The organism is Bacillus cereus group sp. BfR-BA-01441, assembly GCF_022663075.1.
Classification (GTDB): Bacteria; Bacillota; Bacilli; order Bacillales; family Bacillaceae_G; genus Bacillus_A; species Bacillus_A cereus.
This window is the reverse complement of the sequence record NZ_JAKUEU010000023.1, coordinates 46,247-71,037: the sequence shown is the minus strand read 5'-3', so window position 1 is coordinate 71,037 and position 24,791 is coordinate 46,247. Positions and strand designations below refer to the sequence as shown.

Sequence of the window (24,791 nt, the reverse complement as noted above, 5' to 3'; positions counted from 1 at the left end):
AGCCTGTTTTTCCGTTAATGTTAATTTTGAACCAACCATTTTCTTCGCCAATCACGTTTAGTGATTGACCGTTATAAACGCGTGAGATGATGTCGTGAGAAGTGCTTGATCCCGCACGAACATGTAAGACGCTCGCGTTTACCGTATAAGATGAGTTGTTTGACGCAGAAGCTTGGACAGTTGTAGCAGCTTTTTGTGTATTTTGTTCAGGTGCAGCTTGAACACTATCAAGTGTAGGTGCTGCTCCTCCTGCTACAGACACTGCCGCAAGACCGGCAAGATACTTTTTCATAATTTGTCGATTCCTTTCTGTCTGTAATGTAGTGAAGAAATATTTACCAACTGTTAAAAATTCTAAAGAGCATGTCGATTACTGTCAAGGCTTATGTGGGAATCTGAATATGACAAAAAGATTACAAGAAAAAATCAAGGTATAAATTTACACCTTGATTTCCATTTAAATGCATATATTGAATATAAAAGGACAGAAATTATTCGTGTTTAAGAAGATGACATATTGGATTGTAACAAGATTTTATTAAAAGATTTTTGCAGTTTTTTGGTGATAGGTCCAACTTGCCCATCTTGAATCGCGGTTCCATCAAGGTGGGTCATTGGTAAAATTTCAATTGTTGTGCCTGTAAAAAAGCATTCATCTGCTTGATAAACGTCACGAACGCTGAAAAGTTCTTCCTGTACAGGAATGTGAAGAGTATTCGCTAAAGAAAGGACATATTGACGAATAATGCCATTTAAAATAAGGTGATTGGCTGGATGTGTGTAAAGAGTTCCATTTTTAATTAAAAAGAAGTTGGAATGGCTTCCTTCCGTTACAATACCATTCCTTACGAGAAGTGCCTCTTTACAGCCTTTCCGTTCAGCTTTCGTAGCAGCTAGTACGTTTGGTAATAAATTTAATGATTTAATGTCACAGCGTAGCCATCGAGTATCGGGTTCTGATATAGCGCGTATACCATATTCAATCCATAAGGCTGGTCTTTCTTTTTTTGTAATATAGGCATAAATTGTCGGAGGGGTGTCATATGAAAATACATGTGTGCGAGCTTGTACACCACGAGATACTTGCAAATAAATTGTGCCATCTTCGTGGAAATGGTTTCGTTCAATTAATTTGTAAAGTAAAGTGATGAGCTCAGCTTTTGAGAAAGGGAGCGATAATTCTACTTCTTCCATGGATCGATATAATCTCGTTATGTGCGGATCTAATAAGTGAAAGTTCCCTTTATATAGGCGAATAACCTCGTAGACACCATCTCCGAACTGCGAACCTCTCTCTTCAAGTTCTATGTACGTTTGTTGTTTTGTTGTATCAATAACTTCATCATTCCAAAGTACAAATTTTTCGTATGCCAATTTCCGTCCCATCCTTTCGTAAGTACGTAAGTAATGTGAAACTTTCATTCATGCGAGATAAAAATCACTATAGTAATTTTTATGTAAGCAATTCTCTACATATGACCGTATATGTATTTGTAAATCATAGAGAAGTAAGGATGGTTTACCCCGCATTAACGGGCAGTAAAACTCCTACTTAAAAATTCGGGTGGAGCAAAGAAGTGAATTGGGCGAATAACTGCCCGTAGCTGCCCGATTGGTGAGGGCTGATTAAAGTTTCACTTTACAGCATTTTGTATATACAAATTCGAAAATAAGAATGAGAATCCTGCTTTTAAATAAAAAAAAGCAACATTCTTATGGAATGCTGCACAAGGAGGGTAGCTATCTTTCATAGGGACATTGTCTCGTTGAATGTTTTGTGTATGGAAACAAAACATGTTGAAAGACAATTATAAGAAAGTAGAAACAAAAGATTTACACACTTCTTTAAGGGATCTTACGAAAGATGAGAGATAAGAAATATGTAGAACCTCGTTTACATATTTTATTATAGAGATTCTTCATTAACACTATGTGAATATTTGGTAAAGGTTATGTAATTTTAAAGTTAATGAATATAAGTAGTTGTATGGAAGAAAATAAAAAAAGAGGCTGAGATTACTCAGCACTCTTCTTTTCTTCTTTAATAACTGTTTTTACTTCACCAGTTTTGATCTTATTACTTTCAGAGAAGCGAAGTAAGTCACCTTCAATGATTTTATCAGACATGTTCAATTCATTTTGGGCGCGATCAATTAGTGGTTGAGATTCTTCTTTCGGTAATTGTACAACTTCGCCAGTAGCACGGTCATAGAATGTACTGTTTGTGTACATGTATTTATCTGTAACGAAGCTACCGTCACGAAGAACAACGAATCCTTTATTATCAGGTGAGAATACATCATGACCGAATCGAACGTCATTTGTAGAATCTACACCAAGTAAGTTTAGAATAGTTGGTTTAATGTCAATTTCACCAGTTGGTTTCGAAATTGTTTTACCTTCTTTTTGACCTGGAACGTGAATAAACATCGGTGTTTTTTGTAAGTTCATATGGTCAAATGCAGTGATTTCTTCTTTTCCTAAGAACTGTGCCATTGCACGGTTATGGTTTTCAGAAATACCGTAGTGGTCACCGTAGAATACGATTACTGAGTTGTCGTAAATACCTTCTGCTTTTAGACGCTCAATAAAGTGTTTCATTGCTTCGTCTAAGTAACGAGCAGTTACCATGTAACGGTCAAATACTCCATCACCAGAATTGTATTCGTCGATTAATTTTGTACTGTCATCGTAAGTGAATGGGTAATGATTCGTTAAAGTAAGGAAGCGAGTATAGAATGGTTGCTTCACTTGTTTTAACATATCAATAGATTGATCGAAGTACTCGATATCTTTTAATCCCCAGTTTAATTTTGTTTCTGGTGTAATCTTGTAGTCAAGTTCGTTGTAGTAACGATCATAACCAAGTGCTGGATACATAATGTTACGGTTCCAGAATGTTGCGTTGTTTGCGTGGAATACCGACGTGTGATACCCTTGCTGACGTAAAATTTCTGGAGTTGCTGTATATTCATTGTTACCGTGTGTGAAGAATACAGCACCGCGGTCTAGTGGATATAACGAAGTATCTACTAGGAATTCAGCATCAGATGTTTTACCTTGACCAGTTTGATGGAAGAAGTTATCAAAGTAATAACTTTCTTTCGTAAATTGGTTTAAGAATGGTGTAACTTCTTGTCCGTTAACTGTTGCACCAATTAAGAATGTTTGTAATGACTCAAGAGAGACAACAATTACGTTTTTCCCTTTTGCAGTACCGAACATATTTGGATCTGGTTTACTTTGTGTTGTTTTTACGTAGTTTTCTGTTTCTTGTAATTTACTACCGTCAGCGAACGCTTTTTGTGAACTTGATTTTGCTTGTAAGCCAAGATCGTATACTTGGTGTACATATAATCCTAAGTTTTTAACAAGCATAACGCGGTCGAATGAACGTGTTAATAGTTCTGGGCGTTCAGCTTCTGCAAGTCCTAAGTTTGCGAAGAAAATAGCAACTGTTGATACGAAGTATAGAGAACGCATCGGGCGTGCTACACGCTCTGTAGGTGCAAAGTTCTTCATTTTCTTTAATAGAACGAAGAAAACGATAATGTCTGCAAATGCAAGGATAATTTTGTAGTTAAATAATTCTTTCACACTAGAACCTAAACTTCCGAAGTTAGATGTTTGTCCTAGCACCGGTAATGTAACGAAGTCATTGTAGAATCCGTAGAACATTACGTTACCAACAAGAACGATTGTTAAGACAAAATTAATTCCAAGTGCTATATAGTTACGTTTTTTCCCTTTTGCAAATAATGCAAGACCAACAAGCAGTAATGATGCTGCTAATGGGCTAAGGAATAAAATGAATTCTTGCATGAAAGATTCAAGTTTTAAGTCAAAGCTTGTGCGTGTAATAAGGTAAGTTTTTAGCCATAAGGCTAAAGCTACGAATACAGTGAAACGCACATTTTGAAATTGTGATTTCAAGGTTTCTTTCATTCATTTCCACCCTTTCTCTATCAGGCTTGGTCGATTTTGGAGCGAAAAATGCTAAAATAAAAAATACATAGTTTTCTTGGCCATAATTAAAGGTTCTATATTCACCCATATACGACTATAACTATGCATACCCTTTTGGTTTCTTTTGTTGCTCATAAGCATAACGTCATTTCTGTATTATACAACAAAATTCATTTCTGAGAAACACTATAACATTTTACATTTTTTGTATAAGATTTGTCACTACCAGAGAAAACTTTAACATTCGTTTATATGTCCGTCAACTAGAAAATATAACAAAGGTAGAGCAGAATGTTAAGTAGAAGTGAAAATTTTCTTTGTTGAGAAATAAGAAACGAAGATGGGTAAGGGTTATCTAGAAATCTATTATATGAAGGAAATCGTGTGAAAATTAACGAACACTTGTTCTTTTTTGGTTTGTTTGTTACAATAAAAGTTCATTGATAGGTTTTGTGTAATTTCCATGAACTTTTACTGATAACATATTGTAGCTTATTTCTTTTTAAAAATAGGGAGGCTTTTTACATGAAACAAAAATTTTCAGTTGAAGCGTTTTGGAAGAAAGTAAAACATGTTGCAAAGCAAGCTGGGCAGTCGGTCATTTATGCAAGTTTATTACTGTTTTACGTTTTGCAAAGACCCGATGTTCCAAAACGAGTGAAAATTATTGTAATTGGAGCACTTGCTTATTTTATTGCACCGATTGATGCGATTCCAGATTTCATTGCTGGAATTGGCTATACGGATGATTTAGGGGCGTTAACGGCCGCACTAATACAGGTGTCGTTATACGTCAATGAAGATGTGAAAGATAAGGCACGAGTGAAGTTGGCAGAATGGTTTGGTTCGGATATAGACACAACATTTATCGATCAGAAATTAGGTCAATAGGTGAAACCTGTCATAAGGTGACAGGACGAACGTAAGCGAGGAAGTGCATTATGCCATCAGGAAGAACGCATACGAAAATAAACTTAATATCCCTTCCGGTTGTTTTGTTTTTTCTCTTTTCGTATGGATTAACAAATTTTGATTTTTTATTAACTTTTGCAATTGGTTTTTTAGTAGGTACTTCATTTTTAACACCAGATTTAGATACGTACAGTAATGCTTATAACAAATGGGGTTTCTTACGTATATTTTGGTATCCTTATAAAAAAGTAATGCCGCATCGATCTTTCTTTACGCATACGATTATACTTGGTGATGTGATTCGTATTGCGTACATGTTAATCGTCTTTTCTCCATTTTTATTTCTATTAAATGTAATCGCACTGGATGGTAATTTAATAGAAATTGCGAAGAAACATGAGGTTGAAATTGTAACGTTCTTAATGGGAATTGTTGTGGCAAGTACGCTTCACATTATAGCGGATAAAGTGAATACGCGCCGAAAGAAAATGATGAGAAAAAAGAAGAAACGCAGAAGATAAAGTGAACGAATTAGGAAAAGGACCCTTGCAATTTGCAAGGGTCCTTTTTTAAACAAACGTTTGTTTAAAATTAAGCTTTCAGCACTTTAATTCCTTTTACAATGTTCCAGATGAAGTAGTATAAGCTGATGATTCCGCAAATAGCTAAGACAATCATTGATCCAATTCCAAGTGTTACATCTGCTTGGTCAGATCCCATGCCCATAATTCCTAAAATGGCTACGCCGATAAATGTAGCAATACTTGGAATGATGTGTGTCCATAGAGCACGTTTTGCATGTGGCTTTGTTTCAGCGTCCCCCACAATCCAAACGATAATTGGGAATAAGATAGGGGCAAATAGTACACTAAAGTACGATAAAGCAGCTAATATTTTGTTTCCATTCATATATATCACCTCATAAATAATGTCCGTTGTTATACTATTATTATGCAATAAATTTTGCAAGCTTTCTATCGATGAACATTACAGGAACATGACGATTTTGTAAGATTTTTTCGTTAAATGATAAAATTTTCAAAAAAATCTTTTTTAATGGAAATTGTTATGGTACAGTATAAATGAAAGTTGTTGAAAACGTTTTCTTAAACGTTTTTTTATTTTAGACTTAAAGGTATGATGACCTGATAGTCTATTGATGAGGTTATTCTATTTAAAAGGGGATTCTTTAGGGGGAGAGAACAATGAACACATGGACACAAGTTTATGATCCATTCGGAAACATTTGGATTTCGGCAGCGGTAGCACTTATTCCGATTATCTTTTTTTTCTTAGCTTTAGCAGTTTTCCGCATGAAAGGGTATGTGGCAGGATTTATTACAGTTGTACTTACAGTTTTAGTAGCGTTATTCGCTTATAAAATGCCGTTCACGATGGCAATGGCAGCGACCGGATATGGTTTCTTATACGGATTATGGCCAATTGCTTGGATTATCATTATGTCGGTATTTTTATATAAAATTTCTGTGAAAACAGGTCAATTCGATGTGATTCGTGCATCGGTATTATCGATTACGAGCGATCATCGTCTACTCGTTATTTTAATTGGATTTTCATTTGGAGCATTTTTAGAAGGAGCGGCAGGATTTGGGGCACCAGTAGCGATTACAGCAGCACTTCTTGCGGGGCTTGGGTTAAATCCTTTATACGCAGCAGGTCTTTGTTTGATTGCAAATACTGCACCAGTGGCGTTCGGAGCGATGGGAATTCCGATTACAGTTGCTGGACAAGTAACAGGTATTGATCCACATAAAATTGGACAAATGGCTGGGCATCAATTACCGTTCCTATCATTATTTGTGCCATTCTTTATCGTATTTTTAATGGATGGATTTAAGGGGATACGACAAACGTGGCCTGCGTTATTTGTAGCGGGTAGTTCATTTGCGATTACGCAGTTCATTACAGCGACATTTTTAGGACCAGAACTTCCGGATATTACATCGGCACTTGTAAGTTTAATTAGTTTAGCGCTGTTCTTAAAAGTTTGGCAGCCGAAAGAAATTTATCAATCTGGGCAAGCAAATAGTGAAGTAGCAGCAACAACGACAGCGGCATCGATGCCGAAATTAACGTTTGGAAAAGTAGTGAAGGCATGGTCCCCATTTATCGTATTAACGGTTATGGTAGTCATTTGGAGCCAAAGTTTCTTTAAGGCATTATTCACTCCAGGAGGGGCTTTAGAAAGTCTTGTATTTAAGTTTGAAATTCCAGGTCTGCATAATCTAGTAATGAAAGCAGAGCCAATTGTAAATAAACCAACGCCTTACGAGGCAATTCTGAAGTTTGATGTATTATCGGCAACCGGAACAGCGATTTTAATTGCTTGTATCATTTCCATGTTTATTTTGAAAATGAATGTAAAAGATGCAGTAGTGACATTTAAAGAAACGTTAAGCGAATTAAAAATGCCAATTCTATCTATCGGATTCGTACTAGGGTTTGCATTTATCGCAAACTATTCTGGTCTATCTTCCACGTTAGCGTTAGCATTAGCTGGAACTGGCGGACTATTCCCGTTCTTCTCACCATTCTTAGGCTGGATTGGCGTATTCCTAACAGGGTCTGATACGTCTGCGAATGCACTGTTCTCAAATTTACAAGCCATTACAGCGCAGCAAGTCGGCGTATCTGAAGTGCTTCTCGTTGCAGCAAATACAACAGGCGGTGTAACAGGTAAAATGATTTCCCCGCAGTCGATTGCGATCGCTTGTGCAGCGGTTGGTCTTGCTGGAAAAGAATCGGATTTGTTCCGTTTTACAGTGAAGCATAGTTTGTTCTTCGTAATTATTGTTGGTATTATGACTTATGTTCAGGCTTATTATTTAACGTGGATGATTCCATAAACAACAAAAGAAATAAACTTTTAATTTTCCAAATTATGGTGTATGATAGAAAAGTATTGAAAATTAAATCAGTGATAAACTAGGGGTGCCTAACGTATGCGTAGGCTGAGAGAGAAGCGCGTGAACTTCTTAACCCTTTGGACCTAATCTGGCTCGTACCAGCGTAGGGAAGTTAACGGCTTTACATAATGATGTCTTTATGAGCCAGGTCCTTATTTTTTTATGGACCTGGCTCTTTTTATGGAAGATGCGCAAATTGGGAATACCGACAGTAGTGGATAGGGTTGTTCAACAAGCAATCAGTCAAGTGCTTGGTTCAATATTTGAAAAACAATTTAGCGAATCTAGTTACGGCTTTAGACAAGGGCTCTTTTATGTTTGTATTTCGGAACTTCATCATATTTCTTTAAATAATAAGCACGGTAAGTAGCTTCACGAAATTGTACAGAGTTGGTAGCTTCAACCATGTAATAACGAAGATACTGGTTTCCCGTTCGTGTCATGGGTGTTCGTTCCGATTCAAAGTTTCCAGATTGCGATTTTTTCTAGTAAAGACCGGTGTATTTGGCCAATTGTGCTTCGTTCTCAAAGCGTTCAATTTGTCCAACTTCCGCAATGATTCCCGTGGCGTATACGACTCCAATGCCTGGAACACTTGTTAAATATCTCGCTTCTGGAATGGCTTAGAATAAAGCAGTAATGCTTTTTTCTATCTCTTTGATTTGTTTTTTCAATGTTTGAATCAATCGTGCATAAGTGGCTAATACAACGTCCACAGAGTCTTGAACGACCTTACCTAGTCGGTAGGAGTCACGTATGGCTTTCTTGATGGTTTTCGCTAAATCTTCCGGATCGCTAAAGCGTCCTTTCCCCTTTTTCTGAAGAAGAGTAGCGAGTGCTTCTAGATCCATTTCTGCGATTTCATCCAACGAAAGGGAATCTGAGAGTATTTCCATCATCGTCGCACCAAAAACAGAGGTATTTAACTCTTTCGATAACGTATTACATTTGTAGTAAAGGTTCTTCAGAAAGTGTTGCTTACATTCTGTTTGCTGGTGAACGAGTTGATATCTAGATCGTGTTAAACGTTGAAGGGCAACGTATTTTTCCTCCTTGATAAGAAACTTATTATACCGTCCGATTCGTAAAAAATCGGCAATACGGAAAGCATCTATTTTATCGGTCTTATCTTCTTCAAAGAGTTTTTTATACCGATGGATGGCTTTTGGATTTTGTACGACCACTTCCACGTCTAAAGCCCTCAAATCCTTATCTTCCGTTAGGAACATGGAAGGACGGAAACTATAGACGGAAGTAGATTCCATACCAATGACAATTTTTTTATAGTTGTACAACTGATGAAAATGGAGAACATCCTCCTTAATGGCATTGGCACCATTCACATCGTTTGAAAGACAAATTTCTTTCAAAACAGTGTCATGACTGTCAAGAAAACATACATCAAGTTTTTCAAAGCTTACATCAATAGCTACGAATAATCTCAAAGAAAGGACCTCCTTTCTTTGAATAGTATTTGGAATGAGCTTGGATACTGTGGGATCTCCCTAGAGTCAAAAACATAGCCACAACCTCGCGTATGAGTATTCAATGATTGCCTTCATCTAAGCTGCCCCTCCCACCATTATGAGAGGTAAGTGAAGGAAACCGATACAGCTTGTGCGTATGCAGTGCATTTTGGTCTGGGTCACAGTCTTTTAACGTGGTCGAACTACAGGAGGAGTAAGCATATTCCCGATGGATCCATTTCCACACTTCCATTATCTGGGGAAATCCCCCAGTATCCAAGACTAAATTTTACCCATACATCATTTTTTTGATGTAGCTCTTGAAGATAAAAACTATTTAATTTTCAAGGAACAGTTATTAACTTAAAACTTATTATACGAGGAGGGTGTATCATGAAAAAAATATGCTTTGTATTAATTGTCGACGCTGGTATAAATTATGGTTCAATATTTTCTCTACCATTTTTAAGGAATCAGGATGATTTGAAGGAATATTTTTCTAATTATTATGATGTTTCAATTAATTATATTAGGGATAAAAACTCAGTTGACTATTTGGTAGTTCCCAAACCGTGTCCAGCTTTTGATAATGAAAATAATCTTCCAATAATTGAAGTACCAGCAATCTTATTTATGGAAAAGAATTTTGAAAAAATAAAGACTTATATAGACAATTATTTTTCTAATAACTCATAAAGAAAATAAAAGTACAGTAAAAAGAAGTCCGATAAAAAACGAGTGGTGTAGAATATTTCTATTAATCATTCGTTTTTTATTATATTTACATATATTTTTTAAAAGAGGATTATAGACGTTCTGAAAAAAAATTATAACAAGAACAGTGTTCGTGCTACTATCTACGGTTATTTTTTGTACTAAGTACCCCTTTAACTAACAAGACAACAAAAAAATAATTAACATATTAAGGGAATTACGTTACAATAAATGTAAGAGATTTTTCTTTGAGTTTTAGCTCTGAATAATAAAGATAGTTAAATCACTAAATGGAGGAGCAGGTCAATTTTGTTCCTTGTATAGTAAATTGTTACCTATCTCTATTGCAGGTTGTATGGCAGGTAACAGTAGCAGTTGTAGCGAAATACAGCAGAGACAAAGGCTCTTTGGCAAACGGGACTGATGAATGTATTTGGCAAGTAAAAAATGGTTCTTCCCGGAGTTAGTTGAAAAGTCTCATTCTCTCCAAAAGTAGAATCTTTGTCCGCAATGTGGAGAATTTGCATCGACCATACATGATTCTTTTAATAAGCTTTAACTTGTTTATGCTCCCTTCGGCAAGACCATTATTATTCTCATAAGTTACCGCATTTCTGACAGCTTCAATATCCCGGGCTAATCCATTCGTAAAGCTCTTAAACTCTTGTATATTAGTATTCTTAATTTTCTTAATACAATGGTTGAGATTCTCAACACTCTTTGTGGTGAAGATGTTTTTAAACTCCCATTTTAAATCATAAACTATTTTTACAATAGGGTGTTCTTCGTAATTATTGTTGGTATTATAACGTATGTTCAAGCATATTATTTAACGTGGATGATTCCATAAAGAGAAAAAGAAATAACCTTTGCATTTTTCAGATTATCGTGTATGATGGGAAAGTATTGAAAATTAAATCAGTGATAAACTAGGGGTGCCTAACGTATGCGTAGGCTGAGAGAGAAGCGCGTGATCTTCTTAACCCTTTGGACCTGATCTGGCTCGTACCAGCGTAGGGAAGTTAACGGCTTTACATAATGATGTCTTTTATGAGCCAGGTCCTTATTTTTTTATGGACCTGGCTCTTTTTATTTTGGCATGCGCTGGCCATATCTCGTCCTTGTCACGAACAGGGGAGGCAACAAAGGTTATGAAACAGTCTGTTTCAGCTGAGCAAATTGAATTGAAATCGAGTTTACCAGGGAGTAAGAAAGTATATGTGGATGGACCACGCGCAGGCATGAAAGTGCCGATGCGTGAGATTGAACAAAGCGAAACGAACGGCATCCCAAATCCTCCAGTCCGTGTGTATGATACGAGCGGTCCTTATACGGATCAGGCGTATAAAGTGGAGCTGGAAAAGGGAATTCCAACGCCGCGTCATTCTTGGATCATGGAGCGCGGGGATGTAGAGGCATATGAAGGGCGCGAGGTGAAACCAGAGGATGATGGTGTGAAAGTGGCTTCGAAACATACACCTGTTTTCCCGCAAATGGATCGCCAGCCGCTTAGAGCGAAGCAAGGTGCAAATGTTACGCAAATGCATTATGCGCGTAATGGCATTATTACGTCTGAGATGGAATACGTTGCAATTCGTGAAGGAGTAGAGCCGGAGTTTGTTCGTAAGGAAATCGCAGAAGGCCGCGCTATTTTACCAGCGAATATTAATCATCCAGAAGCAGAACCGATGATTATCGGGCGTAATTTCCACGTGAAGGTAAATGCAAATATCGGAAACTCTGCTGTATCTTCTTCTATTGCAGAAGAAGTAGAGAAGATGACGTGGGCAACGCGCTGGGGTGCAGATACGATTATGGATTTATCTACAGGTAAAAACATTCATACGACGCGTGAGTGGATTATTCGTAATGCGCCTGTACCAGTTGGAACTGTGCCGATTTATCAAGCGCTTGAAAAGGTAAATGGAATTGCAGAAGATTTAACATGGGAAGTGTACCGTGATACGTTAATTGAGCAAGCGGAGCAAGGCGTTGATTACTTTACGATTCACGCTGGTGTATTGCTTCGTTACATTCCAATTACTGCAAAGCGTACGACAGGTATCGTTTCGCGTGGTGGTTCGATTATGGCGCAGTGGTGTTTATTCCATCATAAAGAAAACTTCCTATATACTCATTTTGAAGAGATTTGTGAAATTATGAAGCAGTACGATGTTTCGTTCTCTCTTGGAGATGGATTACGTCCAGGATCGATTGCAGATGCAAATGACGAAGCACAATTCTCTGAGCTTGAAACACTTGGTGAATTAACGAAAATTGCTTGGAAACATGATGTGCAAGTTATGATCGAAGGACCTGGACACGTACCGATGCACTTAATTAAAGAGAATATGGAGAAAGAGCTTGATATTTGTCAGGGCGCGCCGTTTTATACACTTGGGCCACTAACGACAGATATTGCACCAGGTTATGACCATATTACATCGGCAATTGGAGCTGCGATGATCGGTTGGTTTGGAACGGCGATGCTTTGTTATGTAACGCCGAAAGAACATTTAGGTTTGCCAAACAAAGATGATGTACGCACGGGTGTTATTACGTACAAAATTGCAGCGCATGCGGCTGATCTTGCGAAAGGACATAAAACGGCTCATCAGCGTGATGATGCACTTTCAAAAGCACGTTTCGAATTCCGTTGGCGCGATCAATTTAATTTATCTTTAGATCCTGAACGTGCGATGGAATATCACGATGAAACGTTGCCTGCAGAAGGGGCAAAGACAGCTCACTTCTGTTCAATGTGTGGACCGAAGTTTTGTAGTATGAGAATTTCACATGATATTCGTGAATATGCAAAAGAAAATGATTTAGAAACGACAGAAGCAATTGAAAAAGGAATGAAAGAGAAAGCAGAAGAATTTAAAGAAGCTGGTAGTCATTTATATCAATAACACGTTACACCTCTTTACTTGATTGATCACACTGTAGTAACTAACTTTATTATAGAAGAATCCCCATTTGCTAAGACGGTAGCAAATGGGGATTCTGTTGTTTATAAGGCAAAGAAGAGATGTACCCAGTAGAATAAGAGGAATAGTGTGACGACTGTTGTGAGCGGGATAACGATAAGGGATACACTTAAATAGTCTTTCCATTTTACTTTAATTTTGTTTTGTTTCAGAATATACATCCAAATGAGTGAAGCTAGTGTACCAATTGGTAGTAATAGTGAACCGATGTCACTACCAATGATGTTTGCAAGATAGATTGTTTTTAATGTGACTGGATCTAGTCCCATTTCTGTTAATGTGATTGTACCAATCATAAGGGCAGGATGGTTATTGAAGACGTTAGAGAGGATGGATACAAGTCCGCCCATTGCAAAGCTAGCATAGAGTAGATGCTGATTCACAATTGGCTCGAGCCATTGTACAAGTGCAGCTGTTAATCCTGCGTTGTGGAGTCCGTAAATAATGACGTACATAGAGAAGGCGAAAATTAAAATGTGCCACGGTGTCTTTTTCAAAATGTCGACAGGATTTGTTCGTAAGTAGTACCATCTCCAAATGAGAAGAACGAGTGAACCAAGTACTGCAACGATTTCAATTGGGATGGATAAGAAGGATGCAACGAATAGAAGACAGCGCATCAGGAAGACGAAACCTAATACTTTTAACATGAATCTTGTCCGTTTTTGTTTCGTATCAACAGAATTATTTCCTTTTAGTGGATGGAAGTTTTTCGTGAAGAAAATTTCTTCAATATCATATGAAGAAACAGGTAATTTTTTCGGAAGTTTTTTCTTCAAAACTGTATACATGAGCCATGACATAAATAATAAGCCTAATGTTGCAGGTACAAACATCATAGCAGTATGCATATAAAGAGTCATATTAACGATATTTAATGCAATTAAGTTTACGATATTACTTACACCAATTGGTGCACTAGATGCGGTAGCGATTAAAGCTCCGCTTAATAAATAAGGAATTTGTTGATGTGGTTTTAATTGAAGGTTTTTTAGAAGAAGAATTAAAATGGGAGTTGTAATTAAAATACTACCGTCGTTATTAAATAAAAGAGTCATAAGAAAACATAATAATTGAATATACCAGTATAGACGGCGTCCAGAACCTTTCGCTAGATTTGCCAGTTTCGCTGCGGACCAATGGAAGAAGCCGAAGCTTTCTAATATAACTGCCATGACGATGGTCGCTAATATTGTTATGGAAGCACCGCCAATTTTACTTATAATATCCATGACGTCTGGTTTTGATACAAGTCCAGTAATTATGATGATACCAGCTCCGATTGCTGCTGGCCACGCCTCATTCAAACCTCGAGGCCGCCAAAAGATAACGATCATCGTTAAGAAGAATACAATAATAGTAATCCATATTTCAATGCTCATATTTTGCCTACCTTTCTATTTTCCCTTGAACAGATGTAGCTTGTCTCAAGTTTATATTGGTAGTATATTCAGCAAAAAATAAGAAGAACTAGACGTATAACGAGATGAACCGAATATGTGTTTTTCATGCTAAAGGACAAGTGTCACGAATAGTGAAATAACTATTATGAGAGGAGTCTATAAATTATTGGGGCAGTAAAATAGTAAATGAAATTTATATGGGCAATTATGGAGATATATTGGCGCAACTTAAAATATATCAGCGATTATTGAAATATATTGGCGATTTTTAAAATATATCGACTTATCAACAAAACATGACAAAAGGAGTCTATTCCAAAATGCCTTTTGGGACAGACTCCAAGACTATATTATTTTTCCTTCAAAAAAGTACGATCCTTCAAGAATAAATTCCAGAAGAAAATAAATCCTGGTAATAAAATTGCAATCCCAATTGCGTATAGAATGAGCAGTGCATAGAACGTTTCTTTCGTTGTAAAGCTTGTAAATACAGTTACGTCAGGATAAATAATATAAGGTAAATGCGCGACGCCGTAAGCGTAGCTGGCAAATGCATATTGAGCGACGACAGCTAAAACGGCAATGCGAGGGTATCCTAGTGTATTGTATTTTTTGTTTGTCCACCAAAGGGACGAGTATCCGATAACGAATAAAACAATAGAAACTGTAAACCACGGGAATTGCTTTATTAATCCTTGCATAAGCCAATGTGTTTCTGGGTCCATTACAACGAGGGCGATGATTGCTGTAACGAGCGTTGCAGGACCAAGAATGATAGCATTTCTTCTATAAATTCTATACGTATCTTCTGAACTTTGTTCTCTCGCAAAATCAGCAAGAAAGAGAGAGGAGAGAAATAGTTCAGACGTTAGTCCGAAGAGCATATAACAGTAGATAACCGGGCTAGAAAGAAGTTTTCCATACAGGAGTACTTCTTTTCCTTCAGACATTGTAATATAGGCTCCCTCTGTAACGGGTAAAACGGTAATTAATAGTGCTGGAATTAAGAGACCAGTAATACCTGAAATAACCCGAAGAAGGTACTGATATTTTGGTAAGGAGTAAGCAAATACCATAAACGTACTACGTACTGCAACGAGCACTAAAATTAACATAACTGGTACGAACATTACTGTCGCAAGAGTAAAGGCCGCTTTCGGAAAGAAGCCGAGAAATGCGACAACGACGAAAACAAGAAACGTATTTGTTACTTCCCAAGTGGGTGATAAGTACCGATTCGCAAGTTTGGCAGCGAGAGTTGGATGTTTGGCGTATACCATGCCCCAAAAACCAGCTCCAAAATCGATGGACCCTAATATACTGTATACGAAAATAAGGGCCCATAAGATGATGATTGCAATACTTTCCTCATGCATGAGAATCGCCTCCTTGGTGTTGTAAATCATTCTTTAATGGATGTCTTCTAAAGAATGTCCGTAGAACAATGACTGTTAAAATAGCGAGTCCAATATATAAAATGATGAACAAAACAAATAAAGGACCGACGAAATCGGCGCGTGTAGATGCATCGACGGTACGTTGCATACCATAAATTGTCCATGGTTGACGACCGCTACAACTGAAAATCCATCCGAATTCAATACCGAGCATCATAATTGGTCCGCATGCGGCAGCCCCCCAAAGTAGCCACTTCGGTAGTTCTGTTCCCTTTTTTCGGTAAACGAAGTACCAATATAAGAGTGCAATTGCTGCAACTGCAAAGGTAAACGCAGCGGTGCCGACCATTAAGTTGAATAGTGTATGTGTATAAAATGGTGGCCATGTTTCTTGTGGGAATTCATTTAGACCTTTTACGACAGTGCTAGGGTCTAGTCCCACTAATAAGCTAAGCATGTTTGGGATTTCAAGTGCATAGTTTAGTTCAAGTGTATTAGGATCCACAACCCCGCCAATGGATAGCGGTGCGTGTGATGTCGTTTCAAATAAAGCTTCAGCAGATGCAAGTTTTTCAGGTGAGTGTTTATGTAGGGCGATTGCCGATTCGTGCCCTGAAAGCCACATCGTAGCGCCTGTAATAAATGTCACGACAAGCCCTAATAGTAGCCCCTTTTTATGATAAGCAATTTCACGTGTACTTAAATTTTTCTTCAATAATTTAAATCCAGCGATAGAAGCAATGACAGCCGCACCAGTTGCATAAGCCGTAATAACGACATGGAATGCACTTGTGCCAAAACTCGGATTAAAGAAAGCTTTCCAAGGATCAACGTTAAAAACAGATCCATCTGGATTCATTGAAAAGCCTGCTGGTGTATTCATCCATGTATTTGCTGATGTAATGAGCACGGCGGATGCCGTGGCACCAAGCATGACGAAAAATAGCGAGATTAATCTCATAAATGGAGGAAGTTTATCGGCTGCATATACGTAAATCGACATGAATAAAGCCTCCAAAAAGAAGGCAAAAATCTCAATTTGGAAGGGAACAGAAATAACTTGCCCAACAATTTTGGCGAAACCAGGCCAAAGAAGTGAGATTTGCACACCAACAATTGTTCCAGTTGGAATTGCTACACCGAGAAGAATAGCAAACGCCTTTGTCCATCTTTTCGCCATAATGGCATAGTCGGAGTCTTTCTTCCAGTGATAGAGTATTTCGCTTATAAAAATCATCAATGAAAGACCGACCCCAAGTGTTGCAAAGATAATGTGGAATGCTAATGAAGAACCAAAAAATGCTCTTGCTAATGTTACCGTATCCATATGTAAACTCCTCTTCTTTTTTGCCATTATTTTCTGATTGAATTGGAAGATTTATTCAAAAAAACTACCAAAAATATATATGTATTTAAAAAGTGAATATGATAATATAATGTTGTAATATTTTGAATAGAAAGAAATAAATAGTTGGTCATGTTTTGTTTGTTTTTTGCTCAGGAATCTTTTATAATCTTTTATGCGAACATAAGTTCTGTTTTTCGGAATCAAGAAGTTTATGTGAAATGGAGAGGGTGTTTTATGTATCCTGAAGTCATTAAAAAGATGGCATTTTCAAAAGAGCATAGAGATTTATTATTGAAGCTATATAATAAAGAAATTACACGTCGTGAATATGATCGACTTGTACAATCGCTATATAAACCTTCTAAAGAGGTTTGCGGGGGATAGAAATGCGGGAGACAATCTAATAGATTGTCTTTTTTAAATTTATGTATGTTCTGATAAAATTAAGGTTAGCCTTACTAGGGAGGTGAAAAGATTGCGGAAACGTTTATATATAGGGATTGGAGTTATCTTCTTAATCGCTTTAGGTGGAATTGTATTTTGGTCAGCTTTACAAGGAAACCGTACAGAAAATTTTATTTTAAGACATATGGTGAATGACAATGGAACACTTGCCACGTATCGTTTAGTAGATACTAAGGCAGGTACGGGTGAAGCTAAGGGACGTGAAGCTTTATCAGAATCGGCGGGATTATGGTTACAGTATACACTTGATAAAGATGATCAGGCGTTATTTGATGAGCAAGTAAAGGTTATTCAAGATAATTTCATATATAAGAATCATATCGTTTTATGGAAACTCTCTGAAAAGGGAGAGAGGCAGTCAGCTACAAATGCACTTATAGATGATCTTCGTATTATAGAACAATTATATCGTGCTTATGAAATGTATAAGGAAGAGCGTTATAAAAACCTTGCCTATCAATTAAGTGATGCTGTACTTCGTTATAATAAAAAAGATAATTATTATGTTGATTATTATGATGCAGATGCAGGAAAACAAAATAATTTTGTAACAACATCATACATAAATCCGCGTGCATTCTCCTATATGAAGAAGTACGGCAAAGTTTCTGCTCAGCAATATCAGGAAGTCGTTCAATTTTTAGCAGATTATCCAAGGCATGGCTGGGCATTCCCAAAAGAGTATAAAGAAGATGGTACATTTACGTACGATAAAGAAGTGAATCTTATTGACCAATCATACGTTGCATATCATCGAAGTTTAGGTGGTCTTTCATCAGCCGCTTATTTGGAATTTATAAAGAAGAAGTTCCAGGAGGATGGAAAGCTATACGGTCGTTACAATTTAGAAACGGGAAAACAAACTGTGAATTATGAATCGCCGGCCGCGTACGGACTAACGATTTTGTACGTACTACAAACAGGTGATACAAAGTTTGCGAAGGAATTGTATGATCATATGGCCACATTCCGAAATGACAATGTATTTAGTAGATATTACGGTGGATATGTAACAGGTGAAAATAATAATACGCATATTTTTGATAACGTATTGCCGCTTTTAGCTGAAATGGAATTAAAAAAGAGTGAACAATAAAAGGTGCCACCATATGAGGGTGGCACCTTTTATTTGTTCATATAATTTTATGTCCTAATATTAGAGAAGTAGTCAATCACGAATTCACGGAATTGCTGAGCTGTTTTTGATAAGTAGCGTTTTTTTGACCAACTTAATCCGATGGTTCGCTGACAAGTGGGTTCAATAATACGCAACTTGCTTGATGCTAAAGTAGAGTTTTTTAATAAAGTTAAACTTGGAACAAAAGCGATGCCGAGACCTTGCTTAATGAGGTCGCTAATTACGGTCGGTTCATCGACTTCAAAAGCAATATGCGGAGTGAAACCAGCTTCTTTACAAAATTCATCTGTTAAGTGCCGAAATCCATAGCCAGTGTTCATACTAATGAACGGTTCGTCCTTTACTTCATGGAGGTGGATATTTTCTCGGCCTGATAAACGATGGCCTGAAGGGACGACTAAGAAAATTTCTTCTGTAATAAGTGGTTCCCAAACAATTTCTTCTCCTTCAATTGGCACAGAGGAGATACAAAAGTCAATTTCTATATTATCTAGTTGTCGTTTCATAGAAGGAGTGGATGCCAGAAATTGTTGGAACCGAACGTTAGGATGTTCTAGTAAAAAAGAGCCAAGTAGTTCTGGCAATATTCTCGGAATAGAAACGGCTAGTGTAATAGAGCTTTGTTGTAATTCGGCTAAATCTTTAATTTCTCGTTCCCCTTCGCTTAATTCATGAAAAATACGCTCTACTCGTTTCAAAAATACTTTTCCGAAAGAATTTAAAGTAATCTGTCGACCTTGGCGATCAAATAAAGGGACGCCTAAATCCTTTTCGAGTCTAGCGATTGTTTTGCTGAGTGAAGGTTGTGCGATATGCAATTCTTCAGCTGCCTTTGTCATATGTTCTAGTCGTGCCACTGTCTGAAAGTATTTTAACTGGAGCAGTTCCATTTCGAGTCTCCTTTCTATAGACCAAAAGGAATGAATTAATAATTAAAGATGTATTATACAGTATGGAAAGTGACGTGTATAGTAAATCTGTTAAACCATTCTAATGGTGTTAAATTCGGAGAAGGAGTATGTTTCATGAAGGGAATTCAACTTGTATTTAAAGATTGGAAAGCGATGTGGCACCATAAACATGGACGTATCGCTTTAATTTTTTTATTAATCGTTCCGTTAATTTATTCAGGATTCTTTTTAGCCGGATATTGGGATCCGTACGGAAAATTAGATAAATTACCTGTTGCGGTTGTGAATTTAGATAAAGGTGCTGCGATGGATGAGAAAACAATTCATGCAGGAGACGATTTTGTAAAAAATTTAAAGGAGAATAAAGAACTGGCTTTTCATTTCGTATCAGAAAAAAATGCTGATGAAGGGCTAAAAGAAGATAAGTACTATATGGTTGTTACGATTCCAGCTGATTTCTCTAAAAAGGTAAGTACACTTATGGATGAGAAACCAGAACCAGCACAATTGCAGTACAAAGTAAATCCGGGTAAAAACTTTGTAGCGGCTCAAATTGGAACGACAGCTGTTGAAAATATGAAAACAAAAATTTCAAATAGTATTACGAAATCTTATACAGAAGGTGTGTTTTCAAAGTTTCAAGACTTAGCACAAGGGTTGAGTGATGCAAGTAATGGTGCTGGGAAGTTACATGAAGGAACGACAGATGCAAGAAATGGGGCAAATCAGCTTGCAGATGGTATTCATCGTTTAAGTGACGGGACATCAAAAGTGAAAGAGGGAAGTGAAAAACTTGCTTCTAGCAAATCAGCCTTAACTGACGGAGCGAATGAGCTAAGTCAAGGAGCAACTTCACTTCATAGCGGTATGGAGTTATTAGCACAAGGTGAAAAAACGTTACAATCAGGGGTTAGTGAATTAAGTGCTGGTACAAATGAATGGGTGAGCGGAAGTGAGAAGCTTGCTGAAGGCCAAGTAAAAGCGGATGGTGCAGCTAATAGTATAAAACAACAATTAGAAGAGTACGTGAAAAATCATCCAGAAGTGCAGCAAGATCCCGCTTTTCAAAAAATTGTTGCTACGTCTGATGGACTAGCTAAAGCAACAAATACTTTAAATAATAGCCAACAACAATTGACACAAGGTGCGAAGAAGATTGCTGACGGTCAACATAAGATTGAAGAAGGCATGAATACATTCGGAGTTAAGTTAAATGAAGCTACTGCTGGAACGAAAAAGGTAGCAGATGGTGCATCGAATTTGGCTGATGGATTTACGAAGTGGGGAAATGGGTTTACATCATTGCAAGAAGGTGTAAATCAGCTTGCGAGTGGTGGAACGGAGCTGAATAACGGTGCTGGTAAATTAACAAATGGACTTGTTAAACTTGATGATGGTGCGAAAGAACTTTCTACGAAATTGGGAGAGGGCGCAGAGAAGATAGCGGATGTTCGTAATGATGATGCACGTAATACGATGTTCTCAGAGCCAGTTCAGTTAGTGAAGTCAACAGTTTCTGACGTGCCTAACTACGGTTCAGGCATTGCGCCATATTTCTTATCACTTGCATTTTATGTTGGCGGAATTATGGCATCGAATATTTTACCTCTTGGCCGCAGACAAAATATGAAGGTAAGCGGAACGGTACATTTTATTAATAAACTAGGATTGGTATATTTAATTGGACTTATTCAAGCGCTACTCGTAGATGTAGTTGTGCTAGGTGTTATGAAATTAGAAGTTGCAAGTGTGCCACTCTTTGTTTTATCAAGTATTGTTATTTCCTTTACGTTCATGACATTTATTCTTATGTTAGTAACAGTATTTGGTCTTGTTGGAAAGTTCTTAGCGGTAACCCTTCTTGTCCTGCAATTAGCGACGAGCGGAGGTACTTTCCCAGGAGAATTAAACATAGCTGTTCTTAGCAAAATTGGACAGTTTCTCCCAATGTCTCATTCTCTTAGAGGATTACAAGATGTTATCTCTTTAGGAGATTGGTCGCAATTACAAATGCAAATTTTAATATTGTTATGTTATCTCGTTGTTGCCGGTGGAATTGCTTGGATCACGAGTCATATACAGCATAGAGAAACGAATGTAGAACAAGTTTCTTAAGATGAAATAAGCTATCCGATTTTTTCGGATAGCTTATTTTTTATTTACGTTCCATTACTGCAAAGTAATTATTTTCATTATCAGCAAAGTTGAATGCTCTACCAGTAGGTAAATCTACAACCTGTCCAACTGTGACATTTTTCTCAGAAAGATCTTTATATAGACGGTCTAAGTCATCTGAGAAGAACATAAGTGAAGGTGTATTTAGGTTTAGTTCAGGTTGCATCTTCGCGATTAACGCTTTATCGTGAAGGACGATGCTTGTTCCTGCTTCTTTCGCCGGTGCAATTTCAATCCAGCGGAATCCGTTTCCGTTATTTTCTTCCGCAATGATTTGGAACCCTACTTTTTCTGTCCAAAATTGTACTGTTTCGTCTTGGTTATTTACATATAGCATAATTTGTCCAACTTGATTAATCATAGGTGTCTCTCGCTTTCTTTTTATATGCGTATTATTATATCAAATATATGGCTTGAATAGTTTTTTATGATTTTTTCGGAATACAACCTTCGTCCATTTCATCTTTGTTGTAGGAGAAGGTCCTGTAATCCAAGTATGAAATGGTATTGTGCTACAAATGACCATTGTTGAAATAGAGATAATGGCCGTTAACACAAATAGTAATAGGGTATATAATATAGTATTTTCTTGCAGCGTGAATAAGGAAAGAAGTTTTGTGCATAGTTGCAAGAAGAATAAATGAGCTAAATAAGCACCATACGTGTAATTTCCAATGAAACGTAACGTTTTATATAAGAAACCACGACGCTGTACTATCATAATAGATAACACATACAGTATGATAATTTCGCATACGATATATAAAAACATAGATGGCTTTAAATAGGTAGAAACAGTTAAATGAATAGAGTTTGCTCCGTAAAAACTAAACAACTCATAATTGATGAATAAAAATAAGATGAAAAATAATATTGTTATAAGCGGGATATGTTTCATGACGAATAGACGCCAAGTTTTTAGTGCTACAGCGGCAATGCCACCCATAACGAAATAGAATGAGTAGAATAGAAATGATCGATCTGTATAATGTAAAATTGTTGAACTTGTTAATTTTTCTCCATTAAAAATATAGTGAGAAGAGAACCACATTAATAGAAAATATAGGCAAGCGAAAAAGGTCATATATTTATATATGTCTTTTTTATTTTCTGTTCGTTTTTGAAACCAATAAAAAAGTGTGCATAGTAAAGGGAACAATAAGTGAATTTGGAACATCATAATAACGTACCAAAGATGGGGCGCGGCTGTTCCGAGTAATAAACTTTTTATTCCACTTTGTAATGTAATAAGATCGTTTGTTGTTAATAAGTAAAGAATAGACCAAAAGAAATAAGGAATGAGTAAGTGTGTCGCTTTTTCAGAAATATATTCTTTATATACTAATTGCTTCGTATAGTGACGAATTAAGTGAAATCCAACGATAAATATGAATGCTGGTGCTGAGAATTTTGCAAGATTAAATAGCATACCCATAATGAGGGATTGCTCAAGTGAGACATTTCCTTGATTCATTGTATATAATAACGAACTTTGCAAAACGACAGCGAGAAATGCAATGCTTTGCAAAACTTTAAATTCAGGTGCGCTTTGTGTCATTATTTCCATCTCCTTTTCCATACATGATTATAGTACGGAGAATGGATAATGGATGTGGAATATTTGTGAAGATTGTAACAAATTTGTGGCGAGAGGAAATATCAACTTATCAACAAATAAAGAAAGAGGATGCTCTAAACGAGCATCCTCTTTCTATTAAGCAAATTTGTTTTTGATCCAATTCTTACCTTCTACAAGGCGAGCTGTCATTACGGCACAAGCGTTATCTGCTGTTACGTTTAACATCGTTGCAGGTGGATCAATGATTGTACTAATTGCTGCGATAATTGGCAGTGCTTCTGGCGGGAAACCGTATAGAGATACGATTAACATTTCACCGATCATACCACCGCCTGGAATAGCACCCATTACTGTTCCTACTAATAGAGAAACAACAAGTGCGATTGCTAATGTTTTCGGTCCTTCGAATTCCATGTTGAAAATACCGAATAAGAAAGCAATTTTTAATACGCCACCTAAAACAGAGCCGTCTTTATGAAGTGTAGAACCAAGAAGGACAACTGTTTCACGAACGTCTGAAGAAATACCCATTTTCTTCGTTGCTTCTAAGTTCGCTGGAATACTTGCGGCACTACTACAAGTTGCAAGTGATGTAACTGTAGGAGAGACCATGTTCTTCCAAAATACTTGTAAACCTTGTTTGCGACCTGCAAGGTATGCATAGAATGTGAAGAATACAAAGAAATAAATTAGAGAAGCAGGATAGTATACCATTGCTGCTCGGAAGTAAGTTCCAAGAAGTTGTGGTCCGAATTCGCCAACTAATGCTGCAAAGTAAGCAGCAAGTCCGATTGGAGCGTAGTACATAATGAAAGATACAACCTTCATTGAAATCTCTGCACCAGCTTGTAGGAATGTAGCAAATGGCTTTCCTTTTTCGCCAACTGCTGAAGTTGCAATCCCCATTAAAATAGAGAAGAAAATAAGAGCTAACATATTTTCACGAGATAGTAACTTCGAGAAGTCAGATACTGTTAAAATACCGACGATTTGATCTGCAACACTAACAGCTTTGCCGGCTTTGTCAGGTTGTGTTAGTTCTAGTACAACACCTTGTGCTGGCGGGAATACTTTCACGACAATAATCATAAAAATAGCAGCTAAAATACTTGTAAATAAGAAAGTTCCAGCCATACTAGACATAATTTTACCGAAACGTTTTAATCCATCCATATTAGCAATAGACGATGCGATGCTAAAGAACACTAGAGGTACAACAATCGTAAACATTAAGTTTAAGAAAATGTCACCAAGCGGCTTTAAAGCAACTGCATCGGCACCCATGAAATAACCAATGAAACCACCAATTAGGATAGAAGATAATAAAATAAGTGGAAAGCGATATGCCTTCATAAATATATCCTCCTATCAATTAAAAAAATCATACTGAATCATTATAG

The 24,791-nt window shown here is 37.0% G+C and carries 22 protein-coding genes, 2 pseudogenes and 2 riboswitches; of the genes and pseudogenes, 10 read left to right on the top strand and 14 right to left on the bottom strand.

Annotated features, from left to right (window positions below; translation table 11 throughout):
* The 3 genes from MR107_RS12350 to MR107_RS12340 form a co-directional block, all read right to left on the bottom strand.
* On the bottom strand, positions 1-292 hold a 292-nt coding region (locus MR107_RS12350), incomplete at its 3' end, for an SH3 domain-containing protein (protein WP_242292404.1).
* Between the two features lie 209 nt (positions 293-501).
* A complete protein-coding gene (locus MR107_RS12345; protein WP_078186980.1) occupies positions 502-1,386 on the bottom strand; it encodes a D-amino-acid transaminase in 885 nt (294 codons plus the stop codon).
* 630 nt (positions 1,387-2,016) lie between these two features.
* A complete protein-coding gene (locus tag MR107_RS12340) occupies positions 2,017-3,945 on the bottom strand; it encodes an LTA synthase family protein (RefSeq protein ID WP_000665358.1) in 1,929 nt (642 codons plus the stop codon).
* 546 nt (positions 3,946-4,491) lie between these two features.
* Here MR107_RS12340 and MR107_RS12335 point away from each other — a divergent pair.
* Both MR107_RS12335 and MR107_RS12330 read left to right on the top strand, forming a co-directional pair.
* Positions 4,492-4,857 (top strand): YkvA family protein, encoded by a 366-nt coding sequence (locus MR107_RS12335; protein ID WP_000810369.1) that lies wholly within the window; start codon positions 4,492-4,494, stop codon positions 4,855-4,857.
* A 50-nt stretch (positions 4,858-4,907) separates the two neighbouring features.
* Positions 4,908-5,399 (top strand): metal-binding protein, encoded by a 492-nt coding sequence (locus tag MR107_RS12330; RefSeq protein ID WP_001139056.1) that lies wholly within the window; start codon positions 4,908-4,910, stop codon positions 5,397-5,399.
* Positions 5,400-5,469: 70 nt separating this feature from the next.
* Here MR107_RS12330 and MR107_RS12325 read toward each other — a convergent pair whose 3' ends face one another.
* Positions 5,470-5,787 (bottom strand): magnetosome magnetite crystal formation protein family, encoded by a 318-nt coding sequence (locus tag MR107_RS12325; RefSeq protein ID WP_001014096.1) that lies wholly within the window; start codon positions 5,785-5,787, stop codon positions 5,470-5,472.
* Between the two features lie 296 nt (positions 5,788-6,083).
* On the opposite strand from MR107_RS12325, the gene lldP reads away from it, so the two are divergent.
* On the top strand, positions 6,084-7,745 hold the full coding sequence (lldP, locus tag MR107_RS12320) for an L-lactate permease (RefSeq protein WP_071740933.1): 1,662 nt from the start codon (positions 6,084-6,086) through the stop codon (positions 7,743-7,745).
* Between the two features lie 71 nt (positions 7,746-7,816).
* A riboswitch (TPP riboswitch) is annotated at positions 7,817-7,932 on the top strand.
* Between the two features lie 69 nt (positions 7,933-8,001).
* Positions 8,002-8,175, top strand: coding sequence for a hypothetical protein (locus tag MR107_RS31970; protein ID WP_006925833.1), 174 nt, complete (start codon positions 8,002-8,004; stop codon positions 8,173-8,175).
* Here the strand turns inward: MR107_RS31970 and MR107_RS31965 are convergent.
* Together MR107_RS31965 and MR107_RS12310 are read right to left on the bottom strand one after the other, a co-directional pair.
* A pseudogene (locus MR107_RS31965) lies at positions 8,102-8,362 on the bottom strand (transposase). The gene MR107_RS31970 and the pseudogene MR107_RS31965 sit on opposite strands and share 74 nt — an antisense overlap.
* A 66-nt stretch (positions 8,363-8,428) precedes the next feature.
* On the bottom strand, positions 8,429-9,250 hold the full coding sequence (locus MR107_RS12310; RefSeq protein WP_370658486.1) for an IS110 family transposase: 822 nt from the start codon (positions 9,248-9,250) through the stop codon (positions 8,429-8,431).
* 414 nt (positions 9,251-9,664) lie between these two features.
* On the opposite strand from MR107_RS12310, the gene MR107_RS12305 reads away from it, so the two are divergent.
* A complete protein-coding gene (locus MR107_RS12305; RefSeq protein WP_095689990.1) occupies positions 9,665-9,967 on the top strand; it encodes a hypothetical protein in 303 nt (100 codons plus the stop codon).
* A gap of 481 nt (positions 9,968-10,448) precedes the next feature.
* Here MR107_RS12305 and MR107_RS12300 read toward each other — a convergent pair whose 3' ends face one another.
* Positions 10,449-10,718, bottom strand: a complete 270-nt coding sequence (locus MR107_RS12300) for a transposase (protein WP_242449125.1) — start codon at positions 10,716-10,718, stop codon at positions 10,449-10,451.
* A 45-nt stretch (positions 10,719-10,763) separates the two neighbouring features.
* On the opposite strand from MR107_RS12300, the pseudogene MR107_RS31960 reads away from it, so the two are divergent.
* Positions 10,764-10,835 (top strand): annotated as a pseudogene (locus tag MR107_RS31960) (L-lactate permease); the annotation flags it as partial.
* 71 nt (positions 10,836-10,906) lie between these two features.
* Positions 10,907-11,022: riboswitch (TPP riboswitch) on the top strand.
* Positions 11,023-11,136: 114 nt separating this feature from the next.
* Complete coding sequence (thiC, locus tag MR107_RS12295; protein ID WP_242292403.1) at positions 11,137-12,897, top strand: phosphomethylpyrimidine synthase ThiC; 1,761 nt, start codon at positions 11,137-11,139, stop codon at positions 12,895-12,897.
* A 101-nt stretch (positions 12,898-12,998) separates the two neighbouring features.
* Here thiC and MR107_RS12290 read toward each other — a convergent pair whose 3' ends face one another.
* From MR107_RS12290 to cydA, 3 genes are all read right to left on the bottom strand, one after another.
* A complete protein-coding gene (locus tag MR107_RS12290) occupies positions 12,999-14,357 on the bottom strand; it encodes an arsenic transporter (protein WP_000021123.1) in 1,359 nt (452 codons plus the stop codon).
* A gap of 371 nt (positions 14,358-14,728) precedes the next feature.
* Positions 14,729-15,754, bottom strand: a complete 1,026-nt coding sequence (locus tag MR107_RS12285; protein WP_000544186.1) for a cytochrome d ubiquinol oxidase subunit II — start codon at positions 15,752-15,754, stop codon at positions 14,729-14,731.
* Positions 15,747-17,102 (bottom strand): cytochrome ubiquinol oxidase subunit I, encoded by a 1,356-nt coding sequence (cydA, locus tag MR107_RS12280; RefSeq protein WP_000381985.1) that lies wholly within the window; start codon positions 17,100-17,102, stop codon positions 15,747-15,749. Before cydA ends, MR107_RS12285 begins: the two co-directional genes overlap by 8 nt.
* Positions 17,103-17,357: 255 nt before the next feature.
* On the opposite strand from cydA, the gene MR107_RS12275 reads away from it, so the two are divergent.
* Together MR107_RS12275 and MR107_RS12270 are read left to right on the top strand one after the other, a co-directional pair.
* On the top strand, positions 17,358-17,507 hold the full coding sequence (locus MR107_RS12275; protein ID WP_000283180.1) for a hypothetical protein: 150 nt from the start codon (positions 17,358-17,360) through the stop codon (positions 17,505-17,507).
* 91 nt (positions 17,508-17,598) lie between these two features.
* Positions 17,599-18,684: a transcriptional regulator gene (locus MR107_RS12270; protein ID WP_242292402.1), complete on the top strand. Its 1,086-nt coding sequence runs from the start codon at positions 17,599-17,601 to the stop codon at positions 18,682-18,684.
* 47 nt (positions 18,685-18,731) lie between these two features.
* On the opposite strand, the gene MR107_RS12265 is transcribed toward MR107_RS12270, so the two are convergent.
* Positions 18,732-19,616: a LysR family transcriptional regulator gene (locus MR107_RS12265; protein ID WP_000421926.1), complete on the bottom strand. Its 885-nt coding sequence runs from the start codon at positions 19,614-19,616 to the stop codon at positions 18,732-18,734.
* Between the two features lie 135 nt (positions 19,617-19,751).
* Between MR107_RS12265 and MR107_RS12260 the strand changes: the two genes are divergently transcribed.
* Positions 19,752-21,752, top strand: a complete 2,001-nt coding sequence (locus tag MR107_RS12260) for a YhgE/Pip domain-containing protein (protein WP_000676365.1) — start codon at positions 19,752-19,754, stop codon at positions 21,750-21,752.
* Positions 21,753-21,792: 40 nt separating this feature from the next.
* Here the strand turns inward: MR107_RS12260 and MR107_RS12255 are convergent, their stop codons facing one another.
* From MR107_RS12255 to MR107_RS12245, 3 genes are all read right to left on the bottom strand, one after another.
* Positions 21,793-22,173, bottom strand: a complete 381-nt coding sequence (locus MR107_RS12255; protein WP_000610160.1) for a VOC family protein — start codon at positions 22,171-22,173, stop codon at positions 21,793-21,795.
* 39 nt (positions 22,174-22,212) lie between these two features.
* The gene (locus MR107_RS12250) at positions 22,213-23,370 is read right to left on the bottom strand and encodes an acyltransferase (RefSeq protein ID WP_234574291.1); all 1,158 of its coding nucleotides are present in this window, start codon (positions 23,368-23,370) and stop codon (positions 22,213-22,215) included.
* A gap of 156 nt (positions 23,371-23,526) precedes the next feature.
* Positions 23,527-24,744, bottom strand: a complete 1,218-nt coding sequence (locus MR107_RS12245) for a dicarboxylate/amino acid:cation symporter (RefSeq protein ID WP_242292401.1) — start codon at positions 24,742-24,744, stop codon at positions 23,527-23,529.
* Between the last annotated feature and the right edge of the window lie 47 nt (positions 24,745-24,791).

Excerpts from the sequence above, each read along its gene's own strand:
- MR107_RS12275 (WP_000283180.1), top strand. The coding sequence starts at position 17,358 with ATGTATCCTGAAGTCATTAAAAAGATGGCATTTTCAAAAGAGCATAGA.
- MR107_RS12340 (WP_000665358.1), bottom strand. The coding sequence starts at position 3,945 with ATGAAAGAAACCTTGAAATCACAATTTCAAAATGTGCGTTTCACTGTA.
- MR107_RS12335 (WP_000810369.1), top strand. The coding sequence starts at position 4,492 with ATGAAACAAAAATTTTCAGTTGAAGCGTTTTGGAAGAAAGTAAAACAT.
- MR107_RS12265 (WP_000421926.1), bottom strand. The coding sequence starts at position 19,616 with ATGGAACTGCTCCAGTTAAAATACTTTCAGACAGTGGCACGACTAGAA.
- MR107_RS12260 (WP_000676365.1), top strand. The coding sequence starts at position 19,752 with ATGAAGGGAATTCAACTTGTATTTAAAGATTGGAAAGCGATGTGGCAC.
- MR107_RS12330 (WP_001139056.1), top strand. The coding sequence starts at position 4,908 with ATGCCATCAGGAAGAACGCATACGAAAATAAACTTAATATCCCTTCCG.
- MR107_RS12305 (WP_095689990.1), top strand. The coding sequence starts at position 9,665 with ATGAAAAAAATATGCTTTGTATTAATTGTCGACGCTGGTATAAATTAT.
- MR107_RS12245 (WP_242292401.1), bottom strand. The coding sequence starts at position 24,744 with ATGAAGGCATATCGCTTTCCACTTATTTTATTATCTTCTATCCTAATT.
- MR107_RS12255 (WP_000610160.1), bottom strand. The coding sequence starts at position 22,173 with ATGATTAATCAAGTTGGACAAATTATGCTATATGTAAATAACCAAGAC.
- lldP (WP_071740933.1), top strand. The coding sequence starts at position 6,084 with ATGAACACATGGACACAAGTTTATGATCCATTCGGAAACATTTGGATT.
- MR107_RS12250 (WP_234574291.1), bottom strand. The coding sequence starts at position 23,370 with ATGACACAAAGCGCACCTGAATTTAAAGTTTTGCAAAGCATTGCATTT.
- MR107_RS12290 (WP_000021123.1), bottom strand. The coding sequence starts at position 14,357 with ATGAGCATTGAAATATGGATTACTATTATTGTATTCTTCTTAACGATG.
- MR107_RS12345 (WP_078186980.1), bottom strand. The coding sequence starts at position 1,386 with ATGGGACGGAAATTGGCATACGAAAAATTTGTACTTTGGAATGATGAA.
- MR107_RS12285 (WP_000544186.1), bottom strand. The coding sequence starts at position 15,754 with ATGCATGAGGAAAGTATTGCAATCATCATCTTATGGGCCCTTATTTTC.
- cydA (WP_000381985.1), bottom strand. The coding sequence starts at position 17,102 with ATGGATACGGTAACATTAGCAAGAGCATTTTTTGGTTCTTCATTAGCA.
- MR107_RS12325 (WP_001014096.1), bottom strand. The coding sequence starts at position 5,787 with ATGAATGGAAACAAAATATTAGCTGCTTTATCGTACTTTAGTGTACTA.
- thiC (WP_242292403.1), top strand. The coding sequence starts at position 11,137 with ATGAAACAGTCTGTTTCAGCTGAGCAAATTGAATTGAAATCGAGTTTA.